This is a genomic window from Micromonospora solifontis (assembly GCF_003725545.1).
In the GTDB taxonomy this organism is placed as follows: Bacteria; Actinomycetota; Actinomycetes; order Mycobacteriales; family Micromonosporaceae; genus Micromonospora; species Micromonospora solifontis.
Window position 1 is genome coordinate 57,533 of sequence record NZ_RJLN01000008.1, and the last position, 18,553, is coordinate 76,085.

At 73.7% G+C, this 18,553-nt stretch carries 22 protein-coding genes and 1 riboswitch; of the genes, 12 read left to right on the forward strand and 10 right to left on the reverse strand.

The features are described 5' to 3' along the window. Positions 1-4: 4 nt before the first annotated feature. The gene (gene cydB / locus EFE23_RS04785; RefSeq protein WP_123239658.1) at positions 5-1,003 is read left to right on the forward strand and encodes a cytochrome d ubiquinol oxidase subunit II; all 999 of its coding nucleotides are present in this window, start codon (positions 5-7) and stop codon (positions 1,001-1,003) included. A gap of 65 nt (positions 1,004-1,068) precedes the next feature. On the opposite strand, the gene EFE23_RS29410 is transcribed toward cydB, so the two are convergent. The 4 genes from EFE23_RS29410 to EFE23_RS04805 form a co-directional block, all read right to left on the reverse strand. Then, positions 1,069-1,959 carry a GNAT family N-acetyltransferase gene (locus EFE23_RS29410; RefSeq protein WP_123239659.1) on the reverse strand — a complete coding sequence of 297 codons (891 nt, stop codon included), beginning with the start codon at positions 1,957-1,959 and terminating at the stop codon, positions 1,069-1,071. A gap of 177 nt (positions 1,960-2,136) precedes the next feature. Next, positions 2,137-2,823 (reverse strand): hypothetical protein, encoded by a 687-nt coding sequence (locus tag EFE23_RS04795; protein WP_123239660.1) that lies wholly within the window; start codon positions 2,821-2,823, stop codon positions 2,137-2,139. A 66-nt stretch (positions 2,824-2,889) separates the two neighbouring features. Then, the gene (locus tag EFE23_RS04800; protein ID WP_305034386.1) at positions 2,890-3,348 is read right to left on the reverse strand and encodes a peroxiredoxin; all 459 of its coding nucleotides are present in this window, start codon (positions 3,346-3,348) and stop codon (positions 2,890-2,892) included. Between the two features lie 42 nt (positions 3,349-3,390). Beyond that, positions 3,391-4,224 (reverse strand): patatin-like phospholipase family protein, encoded by an 834-nt coding sequence (locus tag EFE23_RS04805; RefSeq protein ID WP_123239662.1) that lies wholly within the window; start codon positions 4,222-4,224, stop codon positions 3,391-3,393. A gap of 79 nt (positions 4,225-4,303) precedes the next feature. On the opposite strand from EFE23_RS04805, the gene EFE23_RS04810 reads away from it, so the two are divergent. The 5 genes from EFE23_RS04810 (at position 4,304) to EFE23_RS04830 (ending at position 7,736) form a co-directional block, all read left to right on the forward strand. Continuing rightward, positions 4,304-5,032 carry an SDR family oxidoreductase gene (locus EFE23_RS04810; protein WP_123239663.1) on the forward strand — a complete coding sequence of 243 codons (729 nt, stop codon included), beginning with the start codon at positions 4,304-4,306 and terminating at the stop codon, positions 5,030-5,032. Between the two features lie 281 nt (positions 5,033-5,313). Then, positions 5,314-5,853 carry a DUF1062 domain-containing protein gene (locus EFE23_RS04815; RefSeq protein ID WP_233600866.1) on the forward strand — a complete coding sequence of 180 codons (540 nt, stop codon included), beginning with the start codon at positions 5,314-5,316 and terminating at the stop codon, positions 5,851-5,853. 58 nt (positions 5,854-5,911) lie between these two features. Continuing rightward, entirely contained in the window at positions 5,912-6,421 is a 510-nt protein-coding gene (locus EFE23_RS04820) for a GNAT family N-acetyltransferase (protein ID WP_123239665.1), read from the forward strand. A 42-nt stretch (positions 6,422-6,463) separates the two neighbouring features. Continuing rightward, positions 6,464-7,315, forward strand: a complete 852-nt coding sequence (gene pdxY, locus EFE23_RS04825) for a pyridoxal kinase PdxY (RefSeq protein WP_123239666.1) — start codon at positions 6,464-6,466, stop codon at positions 7,313-7,315. 46 nt (positions 7,316-7,361) lie between these two features. Further along, positions 7,362-7,736 carry a hypothetical protein gene (locus tag EFE23_RS04830; protein ID WP_123239667.1) on the forward strand — a complete coding sequence of 125 codons (375 nt, stop codon included), beginning with the start codon at positions 7,362-7,364 and terminating at the stop codon, positions 7,734-7,736. On the opposite strand, the gene EFE23_RS04835 is transcribed toward EFE23_RS04830, so the two are convergent. Then, positions 7,724-8,305, reverse strand: coding sequence for a hypothetical protein (locus tag EFE23_RS04835; RefSeq protein WP_123239668.1), 582 nt, complete (start codon positions 8,303-8,305; stop codon positions 7,724-7,726). The genes EFE23_RS04830 and EFE23_RS04835 overlap by 13 nt on opposite strands. Before the next feature lie 79 nt (positions 8,306-8,384). On the opposite strand from EFE23_RS04835, the gene EFE23_RS04840 reads away from it, so the two are divergent. Further along, the gene (locus tag EFE23_RS04840) at positions 8,385-9,380 is read left to right on the forward strand and encodes a tyrosine-type recombinase/integrase (protein ID WP_123239669.1); all 996 of its coding nucleotides are present in this window, start codon (positions 8,385-8,387) and stop codon (positions 9,378-9,380) included. Positions 9,381-9,466: 86 nt separating this feature from the next. Then, a riboswitch (ZMP/ZTP riboswitch) is annotated at positions 9,467-9,550 on the forward strand. A gap of 13 nt (positions 9,551-9,563) precedes the next feature. After that, positions 9,564-10,442, forward strand: coding sequence for a bifunctional 5,10-methylenetetrahydrofolate dehydrogenase/5,10-methenyltetrahydrofolate cyclohydrolase (locus EFE23_RS04845; protein WP_123239670.1), 879 nt, complete (start codon positions 9,564-9,566; stop codon positions 10,440-10,442). Positions 10,443-10,448: 6 nt separating this feature from the next. Here EFE23_RS04845 and EFE23_RS04850 read toward each other — a convergent pair whose 3' ends face one another. From EFE23_RS04850 to EFE23_RS04860, 3 genes are all read right to left on the reverse strand, one after another. After that, positions 10,449-11,480, reverse strand: coding sequence for an alpha/beta hydrolase (locus EFE23_RS04850; protein ID WP_123239671.1), 1,032 nt, complete (start codon positions 11,478-11,480; stop codon positions 10,449-10,451). Next, on the reverse strand, positions 11,455-12,441 hold the full coding sequence (locus EFE23_RS04855; RefSeq protein ID WP_123239672.1) for a hypothetical protein: 987 nt from the start codon (positions 12,439-12,441) through the stop codon (positions 11,455-11,457). The genes EFE23_RS04850 and EFE23_RS04855 overlap by 26 nt, the downstream gene beginning before the upstream one ends. Before the next feature lie 147 nt (positions 12,442-12,588). Continuing rightward, complete coding sequence (locus EFE23_RS04860; RefSeq protein ID WP_123239710.1) at positions 12,589-13,368, reverse strand: endonuclease/exonuclease/phosphatase family protein; 780 nt, start codon at positions 13,366-13,368, stop codon at positions 12,589-12,591. A gap of 208 nt (positions 13,369-13,576) precedes the next feature. Between EFE23_RS04860 and EFE23_RS04865 the strand changes: the two genes are divergently transcribed. After that, positions 13,577-14,350, forward strand: a complete 774-nt coding sequence (locus tag EFE23_RS04865; RefSeq protein ID WP_305034388.1) for a sulfite exporter TauE/SafE family protein — start codon at positions 13,577-13,579, stop codon at positions 14,348-14,350. A 7-nt stretch (positions 14,351-14,357) separates the two neighbouring features. On the opposite strand, the gene EFE23_RS04870 is transcribed toward EFE23_RS04865, so the two are convergent. Further along, positions 14,358-14,957: a malonic semialdehyde reductase gene (locus EFE23_RS04870; RefSeq protein ID WP_123239673.1), complete on the reverse strand. Its 600-nt coding sequence runs from the start codon at positions 14,955-14,957 to the stop codon at positions 14,358-14,360. Positions 14,958-15,054: 97 nt separating this feature from the next. Between EFE23_RS04870 and EFE23_RS04875 the strand changes: the two genes are divergently transcribed. From EFE23_RS04875 to EFE23_RS29415, 3 genes are all read left to right on the forward strand, one after another. Next, complete coding sequence (locus tag EFE23_RS04875) at positions 15,055-15,417, forward strand: winged helix-turn-helix transcriptional regulator (protein ID WP_199736930.1); 363 nt, start codon at positions 15,055-15,057, stop codon at positions 15,415-15,417. A gap of 24 nt (positions 15,418-15,441) precedes the next feature. Next, complete coding sequence (locus EFE23_RS04880; RefSeq protein WP_123239675.1) at positions 15,442-16,212, forward strand: GNAT family N-acetyltransferase; 771 nt, start codon at positions 15,442-15,444, stop codon at positions 16,210-16,212. Between the two features lie 287 nt (positions 16,213-16,499). After that, positions 16,500-17,954, forward strand: coding sequence for a VWA domain-containing protein (locus EFE23_RS29415; protein ID WP_123239676.1), 1,455 nt, complete (start codon positions 16,500-16,502; stop codon positions 17,952-17,954). A 55-nt stretch (positions 17,955-18,009) separates the two neighbouring features. Here the strand turns inward: EFE23_RS29415 and def are convergent, their stop codons facing one another. Next, a complete protein-coding gene (def, locus tag EFE23_RS04890; protein WP_123239677.1) occupies positions 18,010-18,519 on the reverse strand; it encodes a peptide deformylase in 510 nt (169 codons plus the stop codon). Positions 18,520-18,553 lie beyond the last annotated feature (34 nt).

Genomic DNA, 18,553 nt, shown 5'->3' on the forward strand with positions numbered 1-18,553 from the left:
CATCGTGGAACTGACCACCATCTGGTTTCTCCTCGTCGCCGTGCTCTTCACCGGCTACTTCATCCTCGAAGGCTTCGACTTCGGCGTCGGCATGCTGCTGCCCGTGCTCGGCCGCGACGACCGGGAACGCCGCGTCCTGATCAACACCATCGGCCCCGTCTGGGACGGCAACGAGGTCTGGCTGATCACCGCCGGCGGCGCCATGTTCGCCGCCTTCCCCGAGTGGTACGCCACCCTCTTCTCCGGCTTCTACCTGCCGCTGCTGCTGATCCTGCTCGCCCTCATCGCCCGCGGCGTCGCCTTCGAGTACCGGCACAAGCGCCCCGAGGCGACCTGGAAACGCCGCTGGGACGCAGCGATCTTCTGGGGCTCGCTGCTGCCGGCGATCCTGTGGGGCGTCGCCTTCGCCAACATCTTCCGCGGCGTGCCGCTGGACGCCGACCACGAGTACGTCGGCGGCCTGTTCGACCTGCTCAACCCGTACGCCCTGCTCGGCGGCCTGACCACCCTGGGGCTGTTCCTCACCCACGGCGCGGTGTTCCTCGCCCTGAAGACCAGCGGCGACATCCGCGACCGCGCCGGCGCCCTCGCCGTCAAGGTCGGCGCCGGCACCGCCGTCGTCGCGGTGGCCTTCCTGGCCTGGACCCTCACCATCCGCAGCAGCGCCGCCGCCGTCGTGCTCGCCGTCGGCGCCGCCCTCGCCCTGCTCGCCGGGCTCGCCGCCGCCAAGGTACGCCGCGAGGGCTGGGCGTTCACCGGCACCGCCGTCGCCATCGCCCTGGCCGTGGCCACCCTGTTCGCCGCGCTGTTCCCCAACGTCATGCCGTCCACCCTGGACGCCGCCGGCACCCTGACCGCCACCAACGCCGCCTCCACCCCGTACACCCTGAAGATCATGACCTGGGTGGCGGTCGTGTTCACCCCGATCGTGCTCGCCTACCAAGGTTGGACCTACTGGGTGTTCCGCAAGCGAATCGGGGTACAGAACATCCCGCAACACTGATCGACCTGCGGGCGCGGGAAACGCGGGGCCGGTGCGAGGGGGTCGCACCGGCCCCGCGGGGCGTCTCACACCAGGTCGACGCGTTCCCACTCGATCCGGTAGCCGGCCCGGGCGAAGGTGGCCGCCATCGGCGTGTTGCCCTGGTCGGTGGCCGCCACCACCGACTCCGCGCCCACCTCGACCAGCCGGTGGGTGGCCTCGACCAGCAGGTCGTAGGCGTACCCGTGACCCCGCTGCTCCGGCAGCACCCCGACGAACCCGACGACGTGACCGGCCGGGTTGCGGGCCGGCACGACGATCCCGGCCAGTTCCCTGTCCGGCGTCCAGGCCAGCTGCCACCAGTCCCGCGGGCTCGGCAGCCAGCGCAGCAGATCCAGGTCCTCCCGCGCCGCCGCCTCCGGCCCGTGCAGGGCCGCCGCGTGCCGGAAGTGGGCGTCCAGGCTGCCCTCGCCGACGCGCCGCAGCACGTCCAGGATCACCGCGTCGTCCGGTTCGGGCCGGAACTCCAGCCGGCCCGGCCGGGCGGGCAGGCCGCACTCCGGCGTCCACCGGTAGCGGAACCGTTCCACCAGCACCCGCATCCCGGCCGCCGTCGCCGCCTCGATCCGCGCCTGAGCCTGCGCGGCCACCAGCGGATCATCCCGCCAACGGTGGGGGAGCAGCAGCGAATACTCGGCGCGCAGCGGCGCCGCCCGCAGCAGCGTCACCCCGGCGTCCCGGTCGGTGAAGTCGAACCAGTCCAGCGCCAGCGGCGCCGGATCATCCGGTCCGGCCCACCAGGCGGCCCGGGCGACGACGACCCCGCCGCGCAGCGCCACCCAGGTCCACTCCGGGCGGTAGCCGCCGCCGGCGTACGTCTCGCCCAGCGCGGCCCGCCCGACCAGGCCCGGGTCGGACAGGGAATCGAACAGGTGTTCCTCGCCCGCGACGAGCGGGCGGATGACCAGGTCGGTCATGCAGGTCCTTCCAGGAAACGGTGCGCTCCCCGGATCAGCGACCCGACGTCCTCCCGGTCGGGTGGGAGCGCATGACAGTCGTACGTGCCACGGCGCTCACCTCCCTCCGGTCTCGTTGAGGACGCCGGGGAACCGTACCAGAGGCACGCCGCCCCGACGAGGCACTTTCCCCCGGCCTCAGCGGGCCTCGCGTAGCTCCGCCAGCCGCGCCTCGATCTCCGCCAGCTCGGCGCGCAGCTTCTCCGCCTGCTGCTCGGCCTCCGCCCGCTCCGCGGCCAGGATCTGCTCCACCGCCTCCTGCACGCCCGGCACGTCCACCAGCGCCACCATCCGCAACGCCTCCGCCGGCTTCACCACGTACGGCTTCGCGAGGGCCTTGGCGCCCTGCTGCGCCGCCACCGTCCACTCACCCTCGGCGTACGCCAACGTCACGGTCAACCCGGCCGGGCCCTTCGGCTTCGCCGCCTTCACCGCCCGCTTCGCCGGCTTCGCCTCCGCCTGCTGCTCCACCCTCGGCTCCTCCCGCCTCGGCGCCGGCAGCCGCGGCGTGTCCAACACGAACTCCGGTTCCGCCGTCGCCGGCTGCGGCTCGGCCGGCGGCTCCGGCTTCGCCTCCGCCGGCTTTCGCCCGGCCCCCCGCGGCGCGACCGCCACGTCGGCGGGGGAGAAGGGCAGCTCGTCGCGGCCGAACCGCACCACCACGAACTCCTCGGACAGCTCCGGGTCGGTCAACTCGACCACCTGCCCCAGCTGGCCGGCCATCTGCCCGGCGGCCGCGGTGAACACCACCTTCGGCTTGCGGCCCGCCGCCAACGCCTCCCGGATTCCCTGCACCTCGTCAGTGGACAAACCCTGGCCCGCCATCACGCCCTCTTCCGTACACCTGTTTGATTGCAGCTTTGATACCAGCCGGCTGCGACAACCGGAAGATCAACCCCCGAGGGCGCGCAACGCCGCGTCGGCGTGCTCGTTCATGCTCACCTCGCTGTGCACCACCGCCAGCACCCGCCGGTCCGGGCCGATCACGAACGTCATCCGGCGCGTGCTCAACGGCCCCAACGGCAGCCGCCGGCGCACCCCGAACGCCGCCGCCACCGTCCCGTCGACGTCCGACAGCAACGGATAGTCGAAGCCGTGCCGGCGGGAGAACTCCGCCTGCCGCGCCACCGGATCCCGGCTGATCCCCACCCGCTGCGCGCCGACCGCCGCGAACTCCGCCGCCAGGTCCCGGAAGTGGCAGCTCTCCGCCGTGCAACCCCGGGTCATCGCCGCCGGATAGAAGAACAACACCACCGGCCCCGCCGCCAGGAACTCCGACAACCGCCGCGGCGTGCCCGTCTCGTCCGGCAACACGAAGTCCTCGACCAGGTCACCGACACCCACCGCCACCACGCACCTCCGCTCGCCGACCGACGCGGTGAGCCTAGGCGATCAACCCCACACCGCCGCCACCTCACCGGCCACCGCCGCGGCCTGCGTGAACCCCGCCCGCGCCGCCCCCGCCCGCCGCGCCGGATCCAGCACATTGCGCCCGATCGCCGCCCGCGCCGCCCGGTCCGGCGACACCACCGCCACCCGCGAACCCGCCGCCCGCAACGCCGCCACCTGCGCCGGCAACCGCGGCATCGACCCGAACCCCGACGTCACCGGGGCCAGCACCACCACCGCCGCGGCCCCCTGCGCCAGATCCGCGTTCACCGCCGAGCGCACCCCACCGTCGACGTACCGGCGATCCCCGATCGTCACCGGCGGCCACACCCCGGGCACCGCGCAACTGGCCCCCACCGCGTCCACCAGCGGCACCCCGCTCGCCGCGTCGAACACCACGAACTCGCCCGACGCCGCGTCCACCGCCGTCACCAGCAGCCGCCCCGCCGGCCACCGCGACACCGGCAACCGCGCCGCGATCACCGCCCGCCGCGACGCCTCCGACGGCGTACGGGCCGCCAACGCCATCGCCCCGACCCGCGCCCGCGCCCGCACCGCGTCCCGCCCCCGGGCACCCGCCCACGCCCACCGCACCAGCACACCCGCACCCAACCGGGCCGCCACCTCACCGCGCGGCGCCCGCAACTGCGCCGCGTACAGCTCCGCCACCGGGACACCCGAGCACACCTGCGCCCCGACCACCGACCCCGCCGACGTCCCCACCACCAGGTCCGCGCCCGCCAGGTCCACACCCTCCTGCGCCAGACCCGCCAGCAGCCCCAACTCCCAGGCCACCCCGGTCACCCCACCGCCACCCAGCACCAACGCCCGCGTCATGGTGTGACCGTCCTCTCCACCCGCATCCCGCCCAGGCCACGGTAACGTCACCGACATCACCAGGGCAGGGGAGCGGGCATTGACCTCCGTCACCATCATCACCGGCGGCAGCCGCGGCATCGGCGCGGCCACCGCCCGCCGGCTCGCCACCGCCGGCCACGACCTCGCCATCGGCTACCGCCGCGACCACACCGCCGCCAAGGCCGTCCTCGCCGACATCGAGGCCGCCGGCCGCCGCGGCGTCGCCGTCCCCGCCGACACCACCGACCCCGACCAGGTGCAACGCCTCTTCGACGCCGCCGCCGACCTCGGCCCCCTCACCGGCCTGGTCAACAACGCCGGCATCACCAGCCCGATCGGCCCCTTCACCGACCTGCGCCCCGACGACCTGCGCCAGGTCGTCGACGTCAACCTCATCGGGTACGTCCTCTGCGCCCAACAGGCCGCCCGCCGAATGACCAGCGGCGGCGCCATCGTCAACGTCTCCTCCGCCGCCGCCACCCTCGGCAGCCCCGGCGAATACATCCACTACGCCGCCGTCAAGGCCGCCACCGACACCCTCACCGTCGGCCTGGCCAAGGAACTCGCCCCCCGCGGCATCCGCGTCAACGCCGTCGCCCCCGGCATCATCCGCACCGACATCCACGCCGTCTCCGGCGTCCCCGACCGCCCCGACACCGCCGCCGGGCGCATCCCCCTCGGCCGCGCCGGCGAACCCGACGAGATCGCCGGCGCCATCGCCTTCCTCCTCGGCCCCGACGCCACCTACACCACCGGCGCCGTCCTGCGCATCGCCGGCGGCCTCTGACCCGCAGCCCCACCATGCTCGCCCGGTAAACCGTTTGATCCCTCGTCGCGCCCTCCCATAGGTTGCCTACGGCCCGTCGCCGTGAGAACAGAGGACAAAACCGCATGACCCCGCCTGCTCTCTAGACCTGACACCTTTCCGCTCACCGGTAGCCGACGCTCCCGTCGGTTCCGCCGGGCTGCCCTGCTGCGCCCGGTCATACCGCGTCTGAGGCCGCGCGCAATTCGGCCTCGTGTCAGGTCCAAAGAGATCAGGTCATCGTGTCTTCACAACCTCATACCGTGCTGCCCTGGGTCGTTCGCCGCACCAGGCTGCCCCTGCTGTCATCGCGATGCCCGGACTGCCGGTCCGAGTCGGCCACCACCGGCGAAGGCAGGTTCCGCGTCAACGCCAACGGCAAACTGCTGGACGTGTGGCTGCTGGTCCGCTGCGTGTCCTGCGACCGGACGAGCAAGCTCACCGTGCACGAGCGAGCGAAGGTCAGCTCCTTTGATCCGGCTGAGCTCCACGGCTACCACGTCAACGACCCGGAACTGGTGGCGTCCAGGCTGTTGGATCCACTGCTCGCCCGGCGCAACCACTTCACCCTCGACTGGACGGGCGCCTGGCGGCTGGACACCCCGCCGACCCGGCCCGACGAGGCGTGGCCCGCCCAGGTCGAGGTCACCTTCGCAGATCCCGTACCGGTACGCCCCGAACGGCTCATCGCGCACGGACTCGACCTCAGCAGGAACCAGGTACTACGCCGGATCAAGTGCGACATCCCACTGCGCCGTACCACCAGCGCCGGATTCACCTTCCTGGTGATGGCCGGGGACTGACCGAGATGATGCCGGGCGGGCCACCCGCCCGCCCGGCACCGACCCACCGCGACCGGGCATCCCCGCCGGCGACCTCCTCCTGCGCCCCTGGCAGCCCTCGGACCTGCCCGCCGTCCGCACCGCCTACACCGACCCGGACATCCGCCGCTGGCACTGCCGCACCATGACCGACGACGAGGCCCACGCCTGGCTCACCGCCTGGCCGCGCCGCTGGCAGGCCGAGACCGCCGCCGGCTGGGCCGTCACCGACCCCACCGGCGTCCTCGGCCAGATCAGCCTCCGCGAGATCGACCTCACCGAAGGCCAGGGGGAGGTGTCGTACTGGGTGCTGCCCGCCGCCCGCGGCCGCCACGTCGCCGCCCGCGCCCTGACCGCCCTCACCACCTGGAGCTTCCAGCAGGCCGGCCTGCACCGCGTCTGGCTGCGCCACTCCACCGCCAACCCGGCCTCCTGCCGGGTGGCGCGGCGCGCCGGCCTGCCCGCCGAGGGCACCAACCGCGGCGCCGCGCGGCACGCCGACGGCTGGCACGACATGCACCTGCACGCCCGGCTGCGCACCGACAGCTGACCGGCCACCACCAGCCGATACGGTGGATGCGACGATGGGCCGGTGAAGATCCTGTCCATCCAGTCCTCGGTCGCCTACGGCTACGTCGGCAACTCCGCCGCCGCGTTCCCGCTGCAACGGCTCGGGCACGAGATCTGGCCGGTGCTGACCGTGCACTTCTCCAACCACACGGGATACGGCGCGTGGCGCGGGCCCCTGCTGGCACCGGGCGACGTGGCCGACGTCATCACCGGCATCGAGGACCGCGGCGTGCTCGGCGACGCCGACGCGATCCTCTCCGGCTACCAGGGCGACCCGGCGATGGGCGCGGTGATCCTCGACGCGGTCGACCGGGTGAAGGCGCTCAATCCCGAGGCCGTCTACTGCTGCGACCCGGTGATGGGCGACGTCGGGCGCGGCATGTTCGTCCGCCCCGGCATCCCGGAGTACCTGCGCGACACCGTCGTGCCACGCGCCGACATCATCACCCCGAACCAGTTCGAACTGGAGTTCCTGGCCGGCCGCACCACGAACACCCTCGACGACCTGCTCGCGGCCGTCGACGTGGTACGGGCGACGGGCCCGCGGCACGTGCTGGTCACCAGCGTCCTGCACGGCGACGTCCCCGAGGGGTCCCTCGAAGTGGTCGCCGTGTCCGACGAGGGCGCCTGGGCGGTGACCACGCCGCTGCTGCCGATCAACCCGAACGGCGGGGGTGACGTCACGGCCGCGTTGTACCTGGCCCACCTGCACACCACCGGCTCGCCCGCGACCGCGCTGGAGCGGACCACCAACGCCATCTTCGCCGTCTACGACACGACGCTCACCGCGGGTACCCGGGAGCTTCAGCTGATCGCCGCGCAGGACGCGATCGCCCACCCGGAGATCCGGTTCGCCGCCCGGCAGGTGCGCTGACCGGCGGCATGATCATCTGCCGGCCGTCGGCGGGGGAGAGCGCGTCGTGCACGACAGCACCGCCAGGTCGGTGATCCGGCGGGGCCGCTCGGCGGGGAGCGACGCCGGTCGGTCCAGGTCGGCCCGCATTGTCCGCGACGAGCCGGCAGGTCGCCTGCTCGTGCTCGTCGAGCTGGGGCTCGACGAGTTCGACGATCCGACCGGGGCGGTCGTCGGGGTCGTGCCGGAGCACGGCGTGGGCGAGTTCGGCGAGGTCCTCCGGGTCGAGCAACAGGTTCCACCGTCGGACGAACGCACCGAGAGCGGTAATCGCCCGGAACATCTGCTGCTCATCCGGCTCACTCATCGCGGCCTCCAGGCGCGCAGACCGCTCCCGCACTCGTCCCCGCCGGGATTCGATAATCTACATTATGTCAAGTAGCGGGGATGCGGCCCTCCTCCGGCGAGCTCCAGCGGGGCGGTGATCCGCACCCAGGCGTCGACCCGGGCGAGAAAGCCCGACAGGTCCGCCTGCGCGGAGCGCAGCAGCTCCGCCAGGCGCGGCCGGCTCAGCTCCACGTACGGGCCGCGCGGCTGCGGTCCGCCGTGCTGCCATACGCGCAGCAGGTCACCCTCGACCTCGACCCGCGGTCCGGGATCGTGGCCCAGCCAGGGCGTCCCGCCGTCGAGGGCCGCCGTCCACTCCCGCCAGTCCTCCAGGCCCGCGCAGCAGCCTGGTGACACGGTCGCCCCGGTGTCGCGGTCGTCCAGCCGCAGTCCCCCGGCGACGAGCAGCAGCTCTTCCCGCAGCAGGCCGTCCACCAGCTCGTCACGGCCAGCGGGTGGCTCGACATCGACGTGGGCGGCGAGGCACGCGAGGAACAGCTCGACCTCCTGCGCCGCGCACCCGCCGTGCAGCGTGAGCCACCATCCGGGCGTCGGCGTGCGCGTCGGCCACCGTCGTGCCGGGTCGACGTCGGGCACCTCGACGACGGGCCGCAGGGTCAGCATGGCCGTCATTCCATCGGGTTGGCCCGCTTCCCTGCCGCCCCCTCTGGCCAAAACATGAGAATCATGCATAATATCCCTTATGCATGACAAAACGGGCGAATCGGTAGAGCGGTTGATCGAGGAGTTCCTGACCGACCGGGCGACCCGCAAGCCCTCCCCCCACACCCTCGCGGCGTACCGGCGGGACCTGACCACGGTCGCGGCGCTGACCGGCCCGGACGGGACCACTCCCCTCCCCCTCGACCAGGTGCCGGTCACCGCCCTGTCCCCCCGGGTCATGCGGGCGGCGTTCGCGCGGTTCGCCGCTCCCCGTGCCGCCGCCTCTGTCCACCGTGCCTGGTCCACCTGGAACATCTTCTTCACGTTCCTGGTCGCCGAGGGCGTCGTACCGGGAAACCCGATGCCGGCGGTGGGGCGCCCCCGTGCCCCGCTCCCCCGCCCCAAGCCGCTGCGCGGCGAGGAGACCCCGGAGGAACTCCTCGCGGCGGTGGCAAGCGAGACGGGCCGGCAGCGCGACCCGTGGCCGGAGCGCGACCTGGCGGTGCTGGCCCTCGCGCTGTGCGCCGGGCTGCGCCTGTCCGAGCTGCTGGCGCTGCGGGTGGCTTCGGTCGCCGGCCGCGCCGGTGAGCGGCGGGTGGACGTGGCCGGTAAGGGCGGGCGGCCGCGGACGGTGCCGATCGAGGCGGGCGTGGACCGGGTCGTGGCGGACTATCTGGACAGCCGCCGGCGGCGGTTCGGGGCGCGCAGCGTACGGCCGGACTCGCCGCTGCTGGTGGACCGGCGGGGAGAGCCGCTGCGTCGCGGTGGCCTGCAGTATCTGGTGGAGTCGTGCTACCGGCGGGCGGGCATCGGTGACCGGGTGCCCAGGGGCGCGCGGTTGCACGCGCTGCGGCACACCTTCGCCACGCGGTTGGCGGAGGACGGGGCGAGCGCGGCGGAGATCATGCGGTTGCTGGGGCACGCGTCGTTGGCGTCGTCGCAGGCGTACATCGAGGTGACGGCGGGACAGCAGCGTGCGGCGGTGCGGTCGAACCGGACCAACCAGGCGGTGGCGCGGCTGGTGGGTGGTGGTTGACCGCGGATCGGCGGTGCCGAGCGGATGGTGTGCTGGCGAGGTGGCGGGCGGTGGCGGATGCGATCGCGCGGCGGGGTGTGGGAGGCTGAGGCGGACGCGACTGGCGGCACGGGGATGGCAGCAACCATCGGGGAGCTTCGTCGCGGGGGTCGACCGCCTGGGCCTCCGTGGTCGGGGTGTGGCATGTCTTCTTCGGGTACGACGGCTCGGCTGCTGCCCGGTGGTCCGGTGGCGCAGCAGGTGTTGGCGGAGGTCGCGGATCAGGTGGCGGCGTTGCGGTCGGCGGGGGTGACGCCGGCGCTGGCGACGGTGCTGGTGGGTGATGACGACGCGAGCGCGGGGTACATCCGGATCAAGCAGCGGCAGGCGGCGGAGTTGGGGTTCGATTCGCCGCATGTGCATCTGCCGGCGTCGGCGTCGCAGGCGGATCTGCACGCGGTGCTGGCGGACTTCAACGCCGACAGGGGTGTGCACGGGGTGTTGGTGCAGTATCCGATCCCGGGGCGGCTGGATTACGACCGGGCGTTGTCGGTGCTGGATCCGGACAAGGACGTCGACGGCATGCATCCGGTGAACATGGGCCGGTTGGCGTTGGGGCTGCCGGGCCCGCTGCCGTGTACGCCGGCGGGGATCGAGGCGTTGCTGGCGTTTCACGGGGTGCCGGTGGCCGGGCGTGAGGTGGTGATCCTCGGTCGGGGTGCGACGTTGGGTCGGCCGTTGGCGATGTTGCTGGCGCAGAAGCGGCCGAGCGCGAACGCGGCGGTAACGGTGGTGCACACGGGGGTGGCGGACTGGCCGCGGTACACCCGGCGGGCGGAGATCCTGGTGGCGGCGGCGGGGGTGCCGGGGATCGTGCGGCCGGAGCATGTGCGTCCGGGTGCGGTGGTGGTCGGCGGCGGCGTGCGGTACGAGGGGCGGCGGCTGCTGCCGGACGTGGATGAGCGGTGTGCCGAGGTGGCGGGGGCGATCACGCCACGGGTCGGTGGGGTGGGTCCGACGACGGTGGCGATGTTGTTCCGTAATGCGGTGCGGGCGGCGCAGCGGGCGGCCGGGTTGGGTTGAGGCTGGTCACGCGGTGGTGACGGGGCGGCCCAGCCAGGTGGAGAGCCAGTCGAAGGCGGGTGCTTCGACGGCGCGCCAGGTGGACGGGTTGTGGCCGCCCCCGTCGACGTAGCTGGTGGTGAGGGAGATGGGGGCGCGGGCGAGTCGGCTCAGGGCCCGGGTGTCGCGTAGCGCGTTGTGGTCGGCGCGGCCGCAGGACAGGTAGAGGGCGACGGCGGGGCGGGGCAGGTGTTGCAGCCGCCAGATGTCGTTGTTGAGGGTGTGTTCGGTGCCGTCGCCGATGGTGAGGCCGGGTTCGGCGTAGCCGGAGAGGCTGGCGGCTGCGGCGTACCGGTCGGGGTGGCGCAGGAGCAGGTTGGTGGCGCAGTAGCCGCCGGCGGACAGGCCGGTGAGGCCCCAGGCGTTGCGGTTGGCGCGTGCCCGCAGGTGGGTGTTGGTCCAGGCGGGCACGTCGACGGTGAGGAAGGTTTCGCTCTGCGGGCCGTGGGTGAGGTTGACGCATTCGGTGTCGACCATGGTGTTGGGTGTCTGGTAGGGAAACAGCACGATGGTGGGGGCCATCCGGCCGGCGGCGATCTCCCGGTCGAGGTGGCCGGGGGCGTCGAGCAGTTGCAGCCAGCCGGCGGGTGAGCCGGGGTAGCCGTGCAGTGCCTCGATGACGGGGAAGCGCTGCTTCGGGTGGGTGTCGTAGGCGGCCGGCAGGTAGACGTACATGGGCAGGTTGAGGCCGCTGGCGGTGCCGGGGACGGTGACGGTGACGACCCGGCCGCCGTGGTGGCCCTCGGGGGTCGCGGTGGTGGCGGTGGCGGCGTCGGGCCGGCCGAACAGGTCGGCCCAGGTGGTGTAGGTGGCGCTCTGCCGGTTGACCCAGGCCAGCGCGACGGTGGCGGTGGTGCTGAGGCAGAGCAGTGCGGTGGCGGCGCGGACGGTGTGTCGTCGCCAGCCGTGCCAGGTGTCCCAGGTGGCGGCGAGGAGCACGGCGGCCGCGACGGCGAGCGCGACGGCGGTGAGTTCAGTGGGGACGCTGTCGGGTGACATGGGCGCCTGCCGTCGAGGGTGGGATGGCCGGTGGGTGGTGGTGTGGGTGCCGGGTCCGCTGCGGGGGTGGGATGAGCGGGGCGGGGGCGGCCAGCGGCGCCGGGGTCTGCTGGCAGGCCCAGCGCAGGGCGGCGGGCAGGCCGCGGTCGGGGCCGGCGGCGAGCCGGACGGGGTCGCCGGTGGCGGGCCCGGCGGCGGGGGCGGTGACGGCGAGGGCTTCCCCGGCGGGTAGGCCGGCGAGGGCGGCGGTGCGGGTGGTGGTGTCGTCGACCAGGGCGAGGGCCGGGTAGCGGTCGGGTGCGGTGTGCACGATGGCGTTGGCGAGGGCCTGCCGCCGGGTGGTGGCGACCAGCGCCCAGGTGTGGCTGGTGACGCGCAGGTCGCGGGTGAGGCTCAGGGGTACGGTGCCGGCGAGCACCCCGGGGTCGACGGTGGCGGCGGGTCGGGTGAACACCAGTACGGCGGGGCCGGCGCTGCTGGCGGCGTGGGCGGCGTCCTGGTCTTCGGTGGGGTTCCACCGGTCGTCGTCGCCGACGACCAGGACGGCCGGGTACCGCCAGCCGGGGTGGCGCAGGTAGCCGGCGGGCACCACCACGGTGGGTGGGGTGCCCAGACGCCAGTTCTGCCAGCCGGTGGGTCGCCAGTCGAAGGTGATCGGGGTGTCGGGGCCGGTGGCCTGGTGGGCCAGCCACCGGTCGAGTTGGCCGGGCCGGTCGTCGTGGCCGGTGGTGGCGGTGGCGCCGGTGTCCAGCAGGTCGTGCCAGGAGGTGTAGAACTGCTCGTGCCGGTTGACGGCCAGGCCGACGGTGAGCAGCACGAGCAGTTCGGTGAGCAGGACTGCGGTGGGGCGCAGCAGCAGCCGGGCCCGGGGCGTGCGGTGCCAGCCGTACGCGGTGGCGCAGGCGGCGGCGATGGTGGCGGCCGTGGCCAGGGCGAGCAGCGGTATGCCGGTGAGCGACACCTCGTGCCTCCCGTCGTCGCACCATCGTTACCACGGGCGCCGCGGGGGCCGGTGGGGAACGCCTGAGCGGGGCGCGGCGAGGCTGATTGTGATCGGTGCGGCTGTGTGCTGCCCCGGGGTTGGCTGGGAGTGCGCTGAAGGGTTGGTTCAGCCGAGGTCGACGACCAGCGGCCGGTGGTCGGAGATCACCGACAGTGGGGTGTCGACGGCGGTGACCGGGGGCAGCCGGTCGAGGCCCTGCCGGTCGGCGAGGATGTGGTCGAGTTGGACCCGGGGTTGCCCGGCCGGGTAGGTGGGGCGGCGGCCCAGGGGCGGCCAGCCGGACAGCACCCGGGCGGCGCCGGCGGGCAGGTTCAGGTCGCCGAGCAGCAGGCGTGGCGCGGGCAGCGCGCGCAGGGCGCGTACGACGCGGCGCAGTTGCAGGATGTTCCAGCCGGGCACGAACGACAGGTGGGTGGCGGCGACGGTCAGCGGCCCGTGCGGGGTGTCCAGCACGGCGGCGAGCACGACGCGGGGTTCGTCGTGCAGCAGCACCAGTCCCCCGCCGGGGCCGGGCACGTAGATCGGGGACCGGACGGGGGCCGGGCGTAGGCGGGTGACCTGCCAGGAGCGCACCGGGTACCGGCTGACCAGGCCGACGCCGTAGAGGGGTTCGCCGTGCCCGTCGTCGTCGTGGTTGAGCGGGCGGAATTGTTCGCCGGGGGTGCCGACCACGGCGGCGGCGAAGCGGTGTTCGGGGGCGCCCAGGGCGCGGGCGGCGATGGCGGTGAGGTCGTGGTTCCCGCTGCGCGACTGGTCCCGGTCGACCTCTTGCAGGGCCAGCACGTCGGCGTCGAGCGCGGCGACGGCGGCGGCGAGCCGGTCGGGGTCGACGAGCCCGTCGGTGAGGGAGCGGCCGTGCAAGAGATTGAAGGTGGCCAGGCGCACCTGCACACCCTACGTCCCCGTGGCAGGCTTACCGGGTGCTCAGGGTCCTGGTCTGTTCGATGCTGGTGTTCGTGGCCGTGGCGTCGGTCGGGCTGTGGCTGCGCCGCCGGCGGGGCCGCTGAGCGGCGTCGACCCGCGGCCGGCGAGGCGGTGAGCCTGGCCACAGCCGGCCGCGTCGGGCCGCTGGTGGTGGGCAGAATGGCCGCCCGTGGCTCCTGTCTCGCTGACCACCCTGCTGACCGCGGCCGCCATGGCGGGCTGGGTGGACGCGGTGGTCGGGGGTGGTGGGCTGCTGCTGTTGCCGGCCCTGCTGGTGGCCGCGCCGGGGGTGCCGGTGGCCACGGCGTTGGGGACGAACAAGTTGGCCGCGATCTTCGGTACGTCGACGGCGGCGTTGACCTACGCCCGGCGTACGAAGCTGGACTGGTCGGTGGCGGGTCCGTCGGCGGGTTTGGCGGTGTTGACCGCCGGGTTGGGTGCGGCGCTGGCGGGGGCGGTGCCGGCGGGCGCGTACCGGCCGGTGGTGCTGGTGGTGCTGGTGTCGGTGGCGGTGTTCGTGTTGACCCGGCCGCGGCTGGGGGTGGTGGCCCTGCCGGAGCGGCGGACGCCGGCGCGGGCGGCGGCGGTGGTCGCGGTGGCCGGGCTGGGGATCGCCCTGTACGACGGGTTGATCGGTCCGGGCACCGGCACGTTCCTGGTGTTGGCGTTCACCGCGTTGGTGGGGGCGGACTTCGTGCACGCCTCGGCGATGGCGAAGGTGGTCAACGCGGGCACGAACCTGGGCGCGCTGGTGGTGTTCGCCGCGACCGGGCACGTGTGGTGGCTGCTGGGTGCGGCGATGGCGGTGTGCAACGTCGCCGGAGCCGCGCTGGGGGCGCGGATGGCCCTGCGGCGCGGCTCCGGCTTTGTGCGGGTGGTGTTGCTGGTCGTGGTGGTGGCGCTGGTGGGCAAGCTCGGCTACGACCAGTGGGTGGCGGGCTGAGGCCTGCTCAGGCGTGCCGGACGACGTCGTCGTAGTCCAGCCGGGGCAGCCGGGGGAACCAGGCGTCCGGGCCGGGCTTGCCGATGTTGACCACGAGCAGCGATTTCCAGCTGCTGTCGGCGAAGAACTCCTTGTCCAGGCCCTCGGTGTCGAAGCCGGCCATCGGGCCGGCGGCCAGGCCGGCGGCGCGCACGGCGAGCAGCCAGTAGCCGATCTGCAGGGTGGCGTTGAACCGGGCCATCCCCTCTCGGGCCACCGCGTCGGCGGCCAGGCCGTCGCGCATCTCGGGGCGGATCGGGAAGACCCGCGGGATGAACTCGTGGAACTCGGTGTCGGCGGCGAGGACGGCGACGACGGGCGCGCTCGCGGTCTTGGCCCGGTTGCCCTCGCTCAGGTGGGTCAGCAGCCGCTCGCGGGCCTCCCCTTGGCGGATGAACAGCACCCGCAGCGGCTGCGTGTTGGCGGCCGTCGGCGGGTACTTGGCCAGTTCGAAGATGGCGTGCAGCTGTTCGTCGCTGACCGGCTCGTCGGTGAAGGTGTTGGCGGTGCGGGCGTCGGTGAACAGCTGGGCCTGCGCCTCGGGGTGCAGGGTGATCAGGTCACTCATCCGTGGTTCCTCGCTCTATCCTCGCCCCTCCCATACATGGAGGGGCTAGTTTTTTAATAGTGCCTTCCGGGATGAGGGTAGCGCGTATCCTGGACGGGTGACAGTCAGGCCGGAGGTGGGCGACGCGCCCCGCATGTGCGACCAGGGGCTGGCCCGCGCCTTCGCGTTCCTCGGCAAGCGGTGGAGCGGGGTGCTGCTGGGCACCCTCGCCGGCGGGCCCGCCGGCTTCGCCGAGCTGGGCCGGGCGCTGCCCGGGATCAGCGAGTCGATGCTGTCCGACCGGCTCGGCGAGCTGTGCCGGGTCGGCCTGGTCTCGCGCACCGTACGGGAGGGCCCGCCGGTCGGGGTGAGCTACGAGCTCACCGAGCGCGGCGCCGCCCTGCTGCCGGCGCTGGACGCGATCGCCCGCTGGGCCCACGAGAACCTGCCCGACCAGCCGGGACGCGCCGACGCCTGCTGACCGCCGCTGTGTGATCATCCTCTGGTGCCCGTACGCGCCGAACACGACCGGGCCGTCCTGGCCGAGCTGCTGACCCGGGACCCGGTGCTGCACGCCTACCAGCTCGGCGACCTGGACGACTTCTTCTGGCCCTACACCTCCTGGTACCGCCGCGACGACCAGGTGGCCCTGCTCTACCACGGCGTCGAGCTGCCGACCCTGCTGGCGTTCGCCCCGCCGGAGCGCACCGACGACCTGGCCGCGCTGCTGACCGAGGCCGCCCCGGTGCTGCCCGCCCGGCTGTGGGCGCACCTGTCCCCCGGCCTGGAGGCCACCGTCACCCGCTGGTACGAGGTGGCCGACGCCGCGCCGCACCACCGGATGGCGCTGACCGAGCCGGACCGGCTGGCCCGGGTCACCCCCGCCGGGCAGGTGCTCGACCGCGCCGACCTGCCGGCGCTGCACCACCTCTACGCCGCCGCGTACCCGGGAAACTGGTTCGACCCACGGATGCTCGACACCGGCCAGTACGTCGGCATCCACGCCGGCGGCGAGCTGGTCGCCGTCGCCGGGGTGCACGTCTGGTCGCCCACCTGGCGGGTCGCCGCCCTCGGCAACGTCACCACCCACCCGCGGCAGCGGGGCCGGGGCCTGGCCACCGCCGCGGTCGCCGCGCTCTGCGCCCGGCTGCGCGACACCGTCGAGCACGTGACACTCAACGTCCGCGCCGACAACACCGCCGCCGTACGCCTCTACGAGCGGCTCGGTTTCACCCGGGTCGCCGACTTCACCGAGTGCGGCCTGCACCGCCGCTGACCGCCGGCCGGGGCGCCGTCGCTACCCTGTCCAGCCGCCACGCCGGGTCGGGAAACCGACCGTGAGCTGGGCCTGTGTCGGACCGGCCCGGGCCGGCCGAACCCCTAGCGTCTGGCTTCGAGGCCGCGCCCGGGGCGGGCGCGGCGGAGCCGAAGGAGACACGATGGGTTTCACAGCGACACCCCGGGGGCGAAGAACGGCGGTGACCGTCGCCGCCGCCCTGGCCGCGATGGTGACCACGACCGCGGCACCCGCCTGGGCCGCGCCGGGCGTCGACCCCGGCCACCGTGGACCGGGCCGCCGATCCCGGCGCCACCATCGGGATCAGCAAGGTCGTCTCGACCCCGCCGATCCCCCCGAAGCCGGACGTGGTGCTGCTGGTCGACACCACCGGCAGCATGGGCCCGGCGATCGCCAACGTGCGGACCAACCTGCAACAGGTGATCAACAACGTGCGCGGGGCGCAGCCCAGCGCCGAGTTCGCGGTCGCCTCCTACCGCGACGAGGGCGACGGCGCGGAGCTGTTCCGGGTCCGGCGGAACCTCACCGGCGACGCGACCGCCCTGCAGAACGCGGTCAACGGCCTGGACGCCGACGGGGGTGGTGACGTCCCCGAGGGGTGGGTGAACGCGCTGTTCCAGGTTTCCGACGGCGCGATCGCCTACCGGTCGGGCAGCAGCCGGCTCGTCGTGCTGGTCGGCGACGCGCCCAGCCACGACCCCAGCGCCGGACACACCCTGGTGCAGGCCACCGCCGCCCTGCAGGCTGACGACGCCCGCGTCCTCGCCGTCGACGTCAGCGGCGGAGGCGGCGGCCTGGACGCCCTCGGCCAGGCCACCGACGTGGCCACCGCCACCGGCGGCCAGGTGGTCGGCAGCGCCCCGGACACGGTCACCGCGGCGATCCTGTCCGGGCTACGCGACCTCGACGTCACCGTCACCCCGACCGTGACGTCCTGCGATCCCGGCCTGTCGGTGAGCTTCGACGCCGCGTCGAGGACCCAGCAGAGCGGCACCGACGTGCCGTTCGCCGAAACCATCACGGTCGCCGCCGACGCCACCCAGGGCGCCACCCTGCACTGCACGGTGGACTTCCTGCTCAACGGCCTGTCCGGCGGGCCCGCGTTCGTCGAGCGGATCAGCGTCACGGTCAACGACGTCACCCCACCGACGGTGGCCGTCGACGACCAGACCGTCGAGGCGACCAGCCCCGCCGGCGTGGTGATCAACTATCCGGCGAGCGCGACCGACAACGTCGACGGGCCGCTCACCCCGACCTGCGCACCGCCGCCCGGCAGCACCTTCCCGCTGGGCACCACCACGGTCACCTGCACCGCCACCGACGCGGCCGGCAACACCGGCAGCGACACCGCGGTGATGCGGGTGGTCGACACCACCGCCCCGAGCACCGGGTGCGTGCCGACGAACAACCCGAGCGGCGGCAACATCCCCGGCTCGGACAACCCGGACGGGTTCTACCAGCTGACCGCCACCGACATCGTCGACACCGCCGTCGAGGTGTACATCGGTGACGCCGCCGACCCGTCGGTGACGTTCGGCCCGTTCCCCGCCGGCACCAGGATCAAGCTGGTGCAGGCCCCGGGTGCGCAGTCCCGGATCAAGGACGGCACCGGCGACATCGACTACAAGGTGACGCTGCGCGGCGACGCGGTGATCACGGGCGTGGACGACGCCGGCAACACCTCGACCGCGACCTGCCTGGTGGCCCCGCCGCCGAAGTGACGCCGAGGTCGTGACGCGGGGGTGGCCGGTGTTCCGGCCACTCCCGCGGCGGCGGTCAGAGACCGCGGCTGGGCGAGTGGAACCGGCCGGCGCGGATCTCCCGCAGCGCCCGGCGGCGGGTCTCCCCGCGCAGCGTGTCGACGTAGAGGCGGCCCCGCAGGTGGTCGGTCTCGTGCTGCAGCGCCCGGGCGAGGAAACCCCGCCCGGAGATGGTCAGCGGCTCGCCGTGCTGGTCGAAGCCGTGCGCGGTGGCCTGCATCGCCCGAGGTGTCGGGAAGTACAGCCCCGGGATGGACAGGCAGCCCTCGTCGTCGTCCTGCAGCTCCTCGGACAGCTCCAGCGTCGGGTTGATCAGGTGGCCCCGGTGGCCGTCGGCGTCGTAGACGAACACCTGCGCGTTCACCCCGATCTGCGGCGCGGCCACCCCGGCCCGGCCGGGCGCGCCGAGCAGCGTGTCCATCAGGTCCTGCACGAGCGCGCGCAGTTCCGTGTCGAAGCTGGTGACCGGCTCGCTGGGGGTGCGCAAGACGGGGTCGCCGATGATCCGGATCGGACGCATAGTCATGTCCGGAAGGCTATCCGTCCGTTACCGCCGCCGG

What these genes read in the sequence shown, in the direction of transcription:
- EFE23_RS29410 (WP_123239659.1), bottom strand. Translation starts at nt 1,959, where the DNA reads ATGACCGACCTGGTCATCCGCCCGCTCGTCGCGGGCGAGGAACACCTG.
- EFE23_RS04795 (WP_123239660.1), bottom strand. Translation starts at nt 2,823, where the DNA reads ATGGCGGGCCAGGGTTTGTCCACTGACGAGGTGCAGGGAATCCGGGAG.
- EFE23_RS04805 (WP_123239662.1), bottom strand. Translation starts at nt 4,224, where the DNA reads ATGACGCGGGCGTTGGTGCTGGGTGGCGGTGGGGTGACCGGGGTGGCC.
- EFE23_RS04835 (WP_123239668.1), bottom strand. Translation starts at nt 8,305, where the DNA reads ATGCTGACCCTGCGGCCCGTCGTCGAGGTGCCCGACGTCGACCCGGCA.
- EFE23_RS04840 (WP_123239669.1), top strand. Translation starts at nt 8,385, where the DNA reads ATGCATGACAAAACGGGCGAATCGGTAGAGCGGTTGATCGAGGAGTTC.
- EFE23_RS04845 (WP_123239670.1), top strand. Translation starts at nt 9,564, where the DNA reads ATGTCTTCTTCGGGTACGACGGCTCGGCTGCTGCCCGGTGGTCCGGTG.
- EFE23_RS04850 (WP_123239671.1), bottom strand. Translation starts at nt 11,480, where the DNA reads ATGTCACCCGACAGCGTCCCCACTGAACTCACCGCCGTCGCGCTCGCC.
- EFE23_RS04870 (WP_123239673.1), bottom strand. Translation starts at nt 14,957, where the DNA reads ATGAGTGACCTGATCACCCTGCACCCCGAGGCGCAGGCCCAGCTGTTC.
- def (WP_123239677.1), bottom strand. Translation starts at nt 18,519, where the DNA reads ATGACTATGCGTCCGATCCGGATCATCGGCGACCCCGTCTTGCGCACC.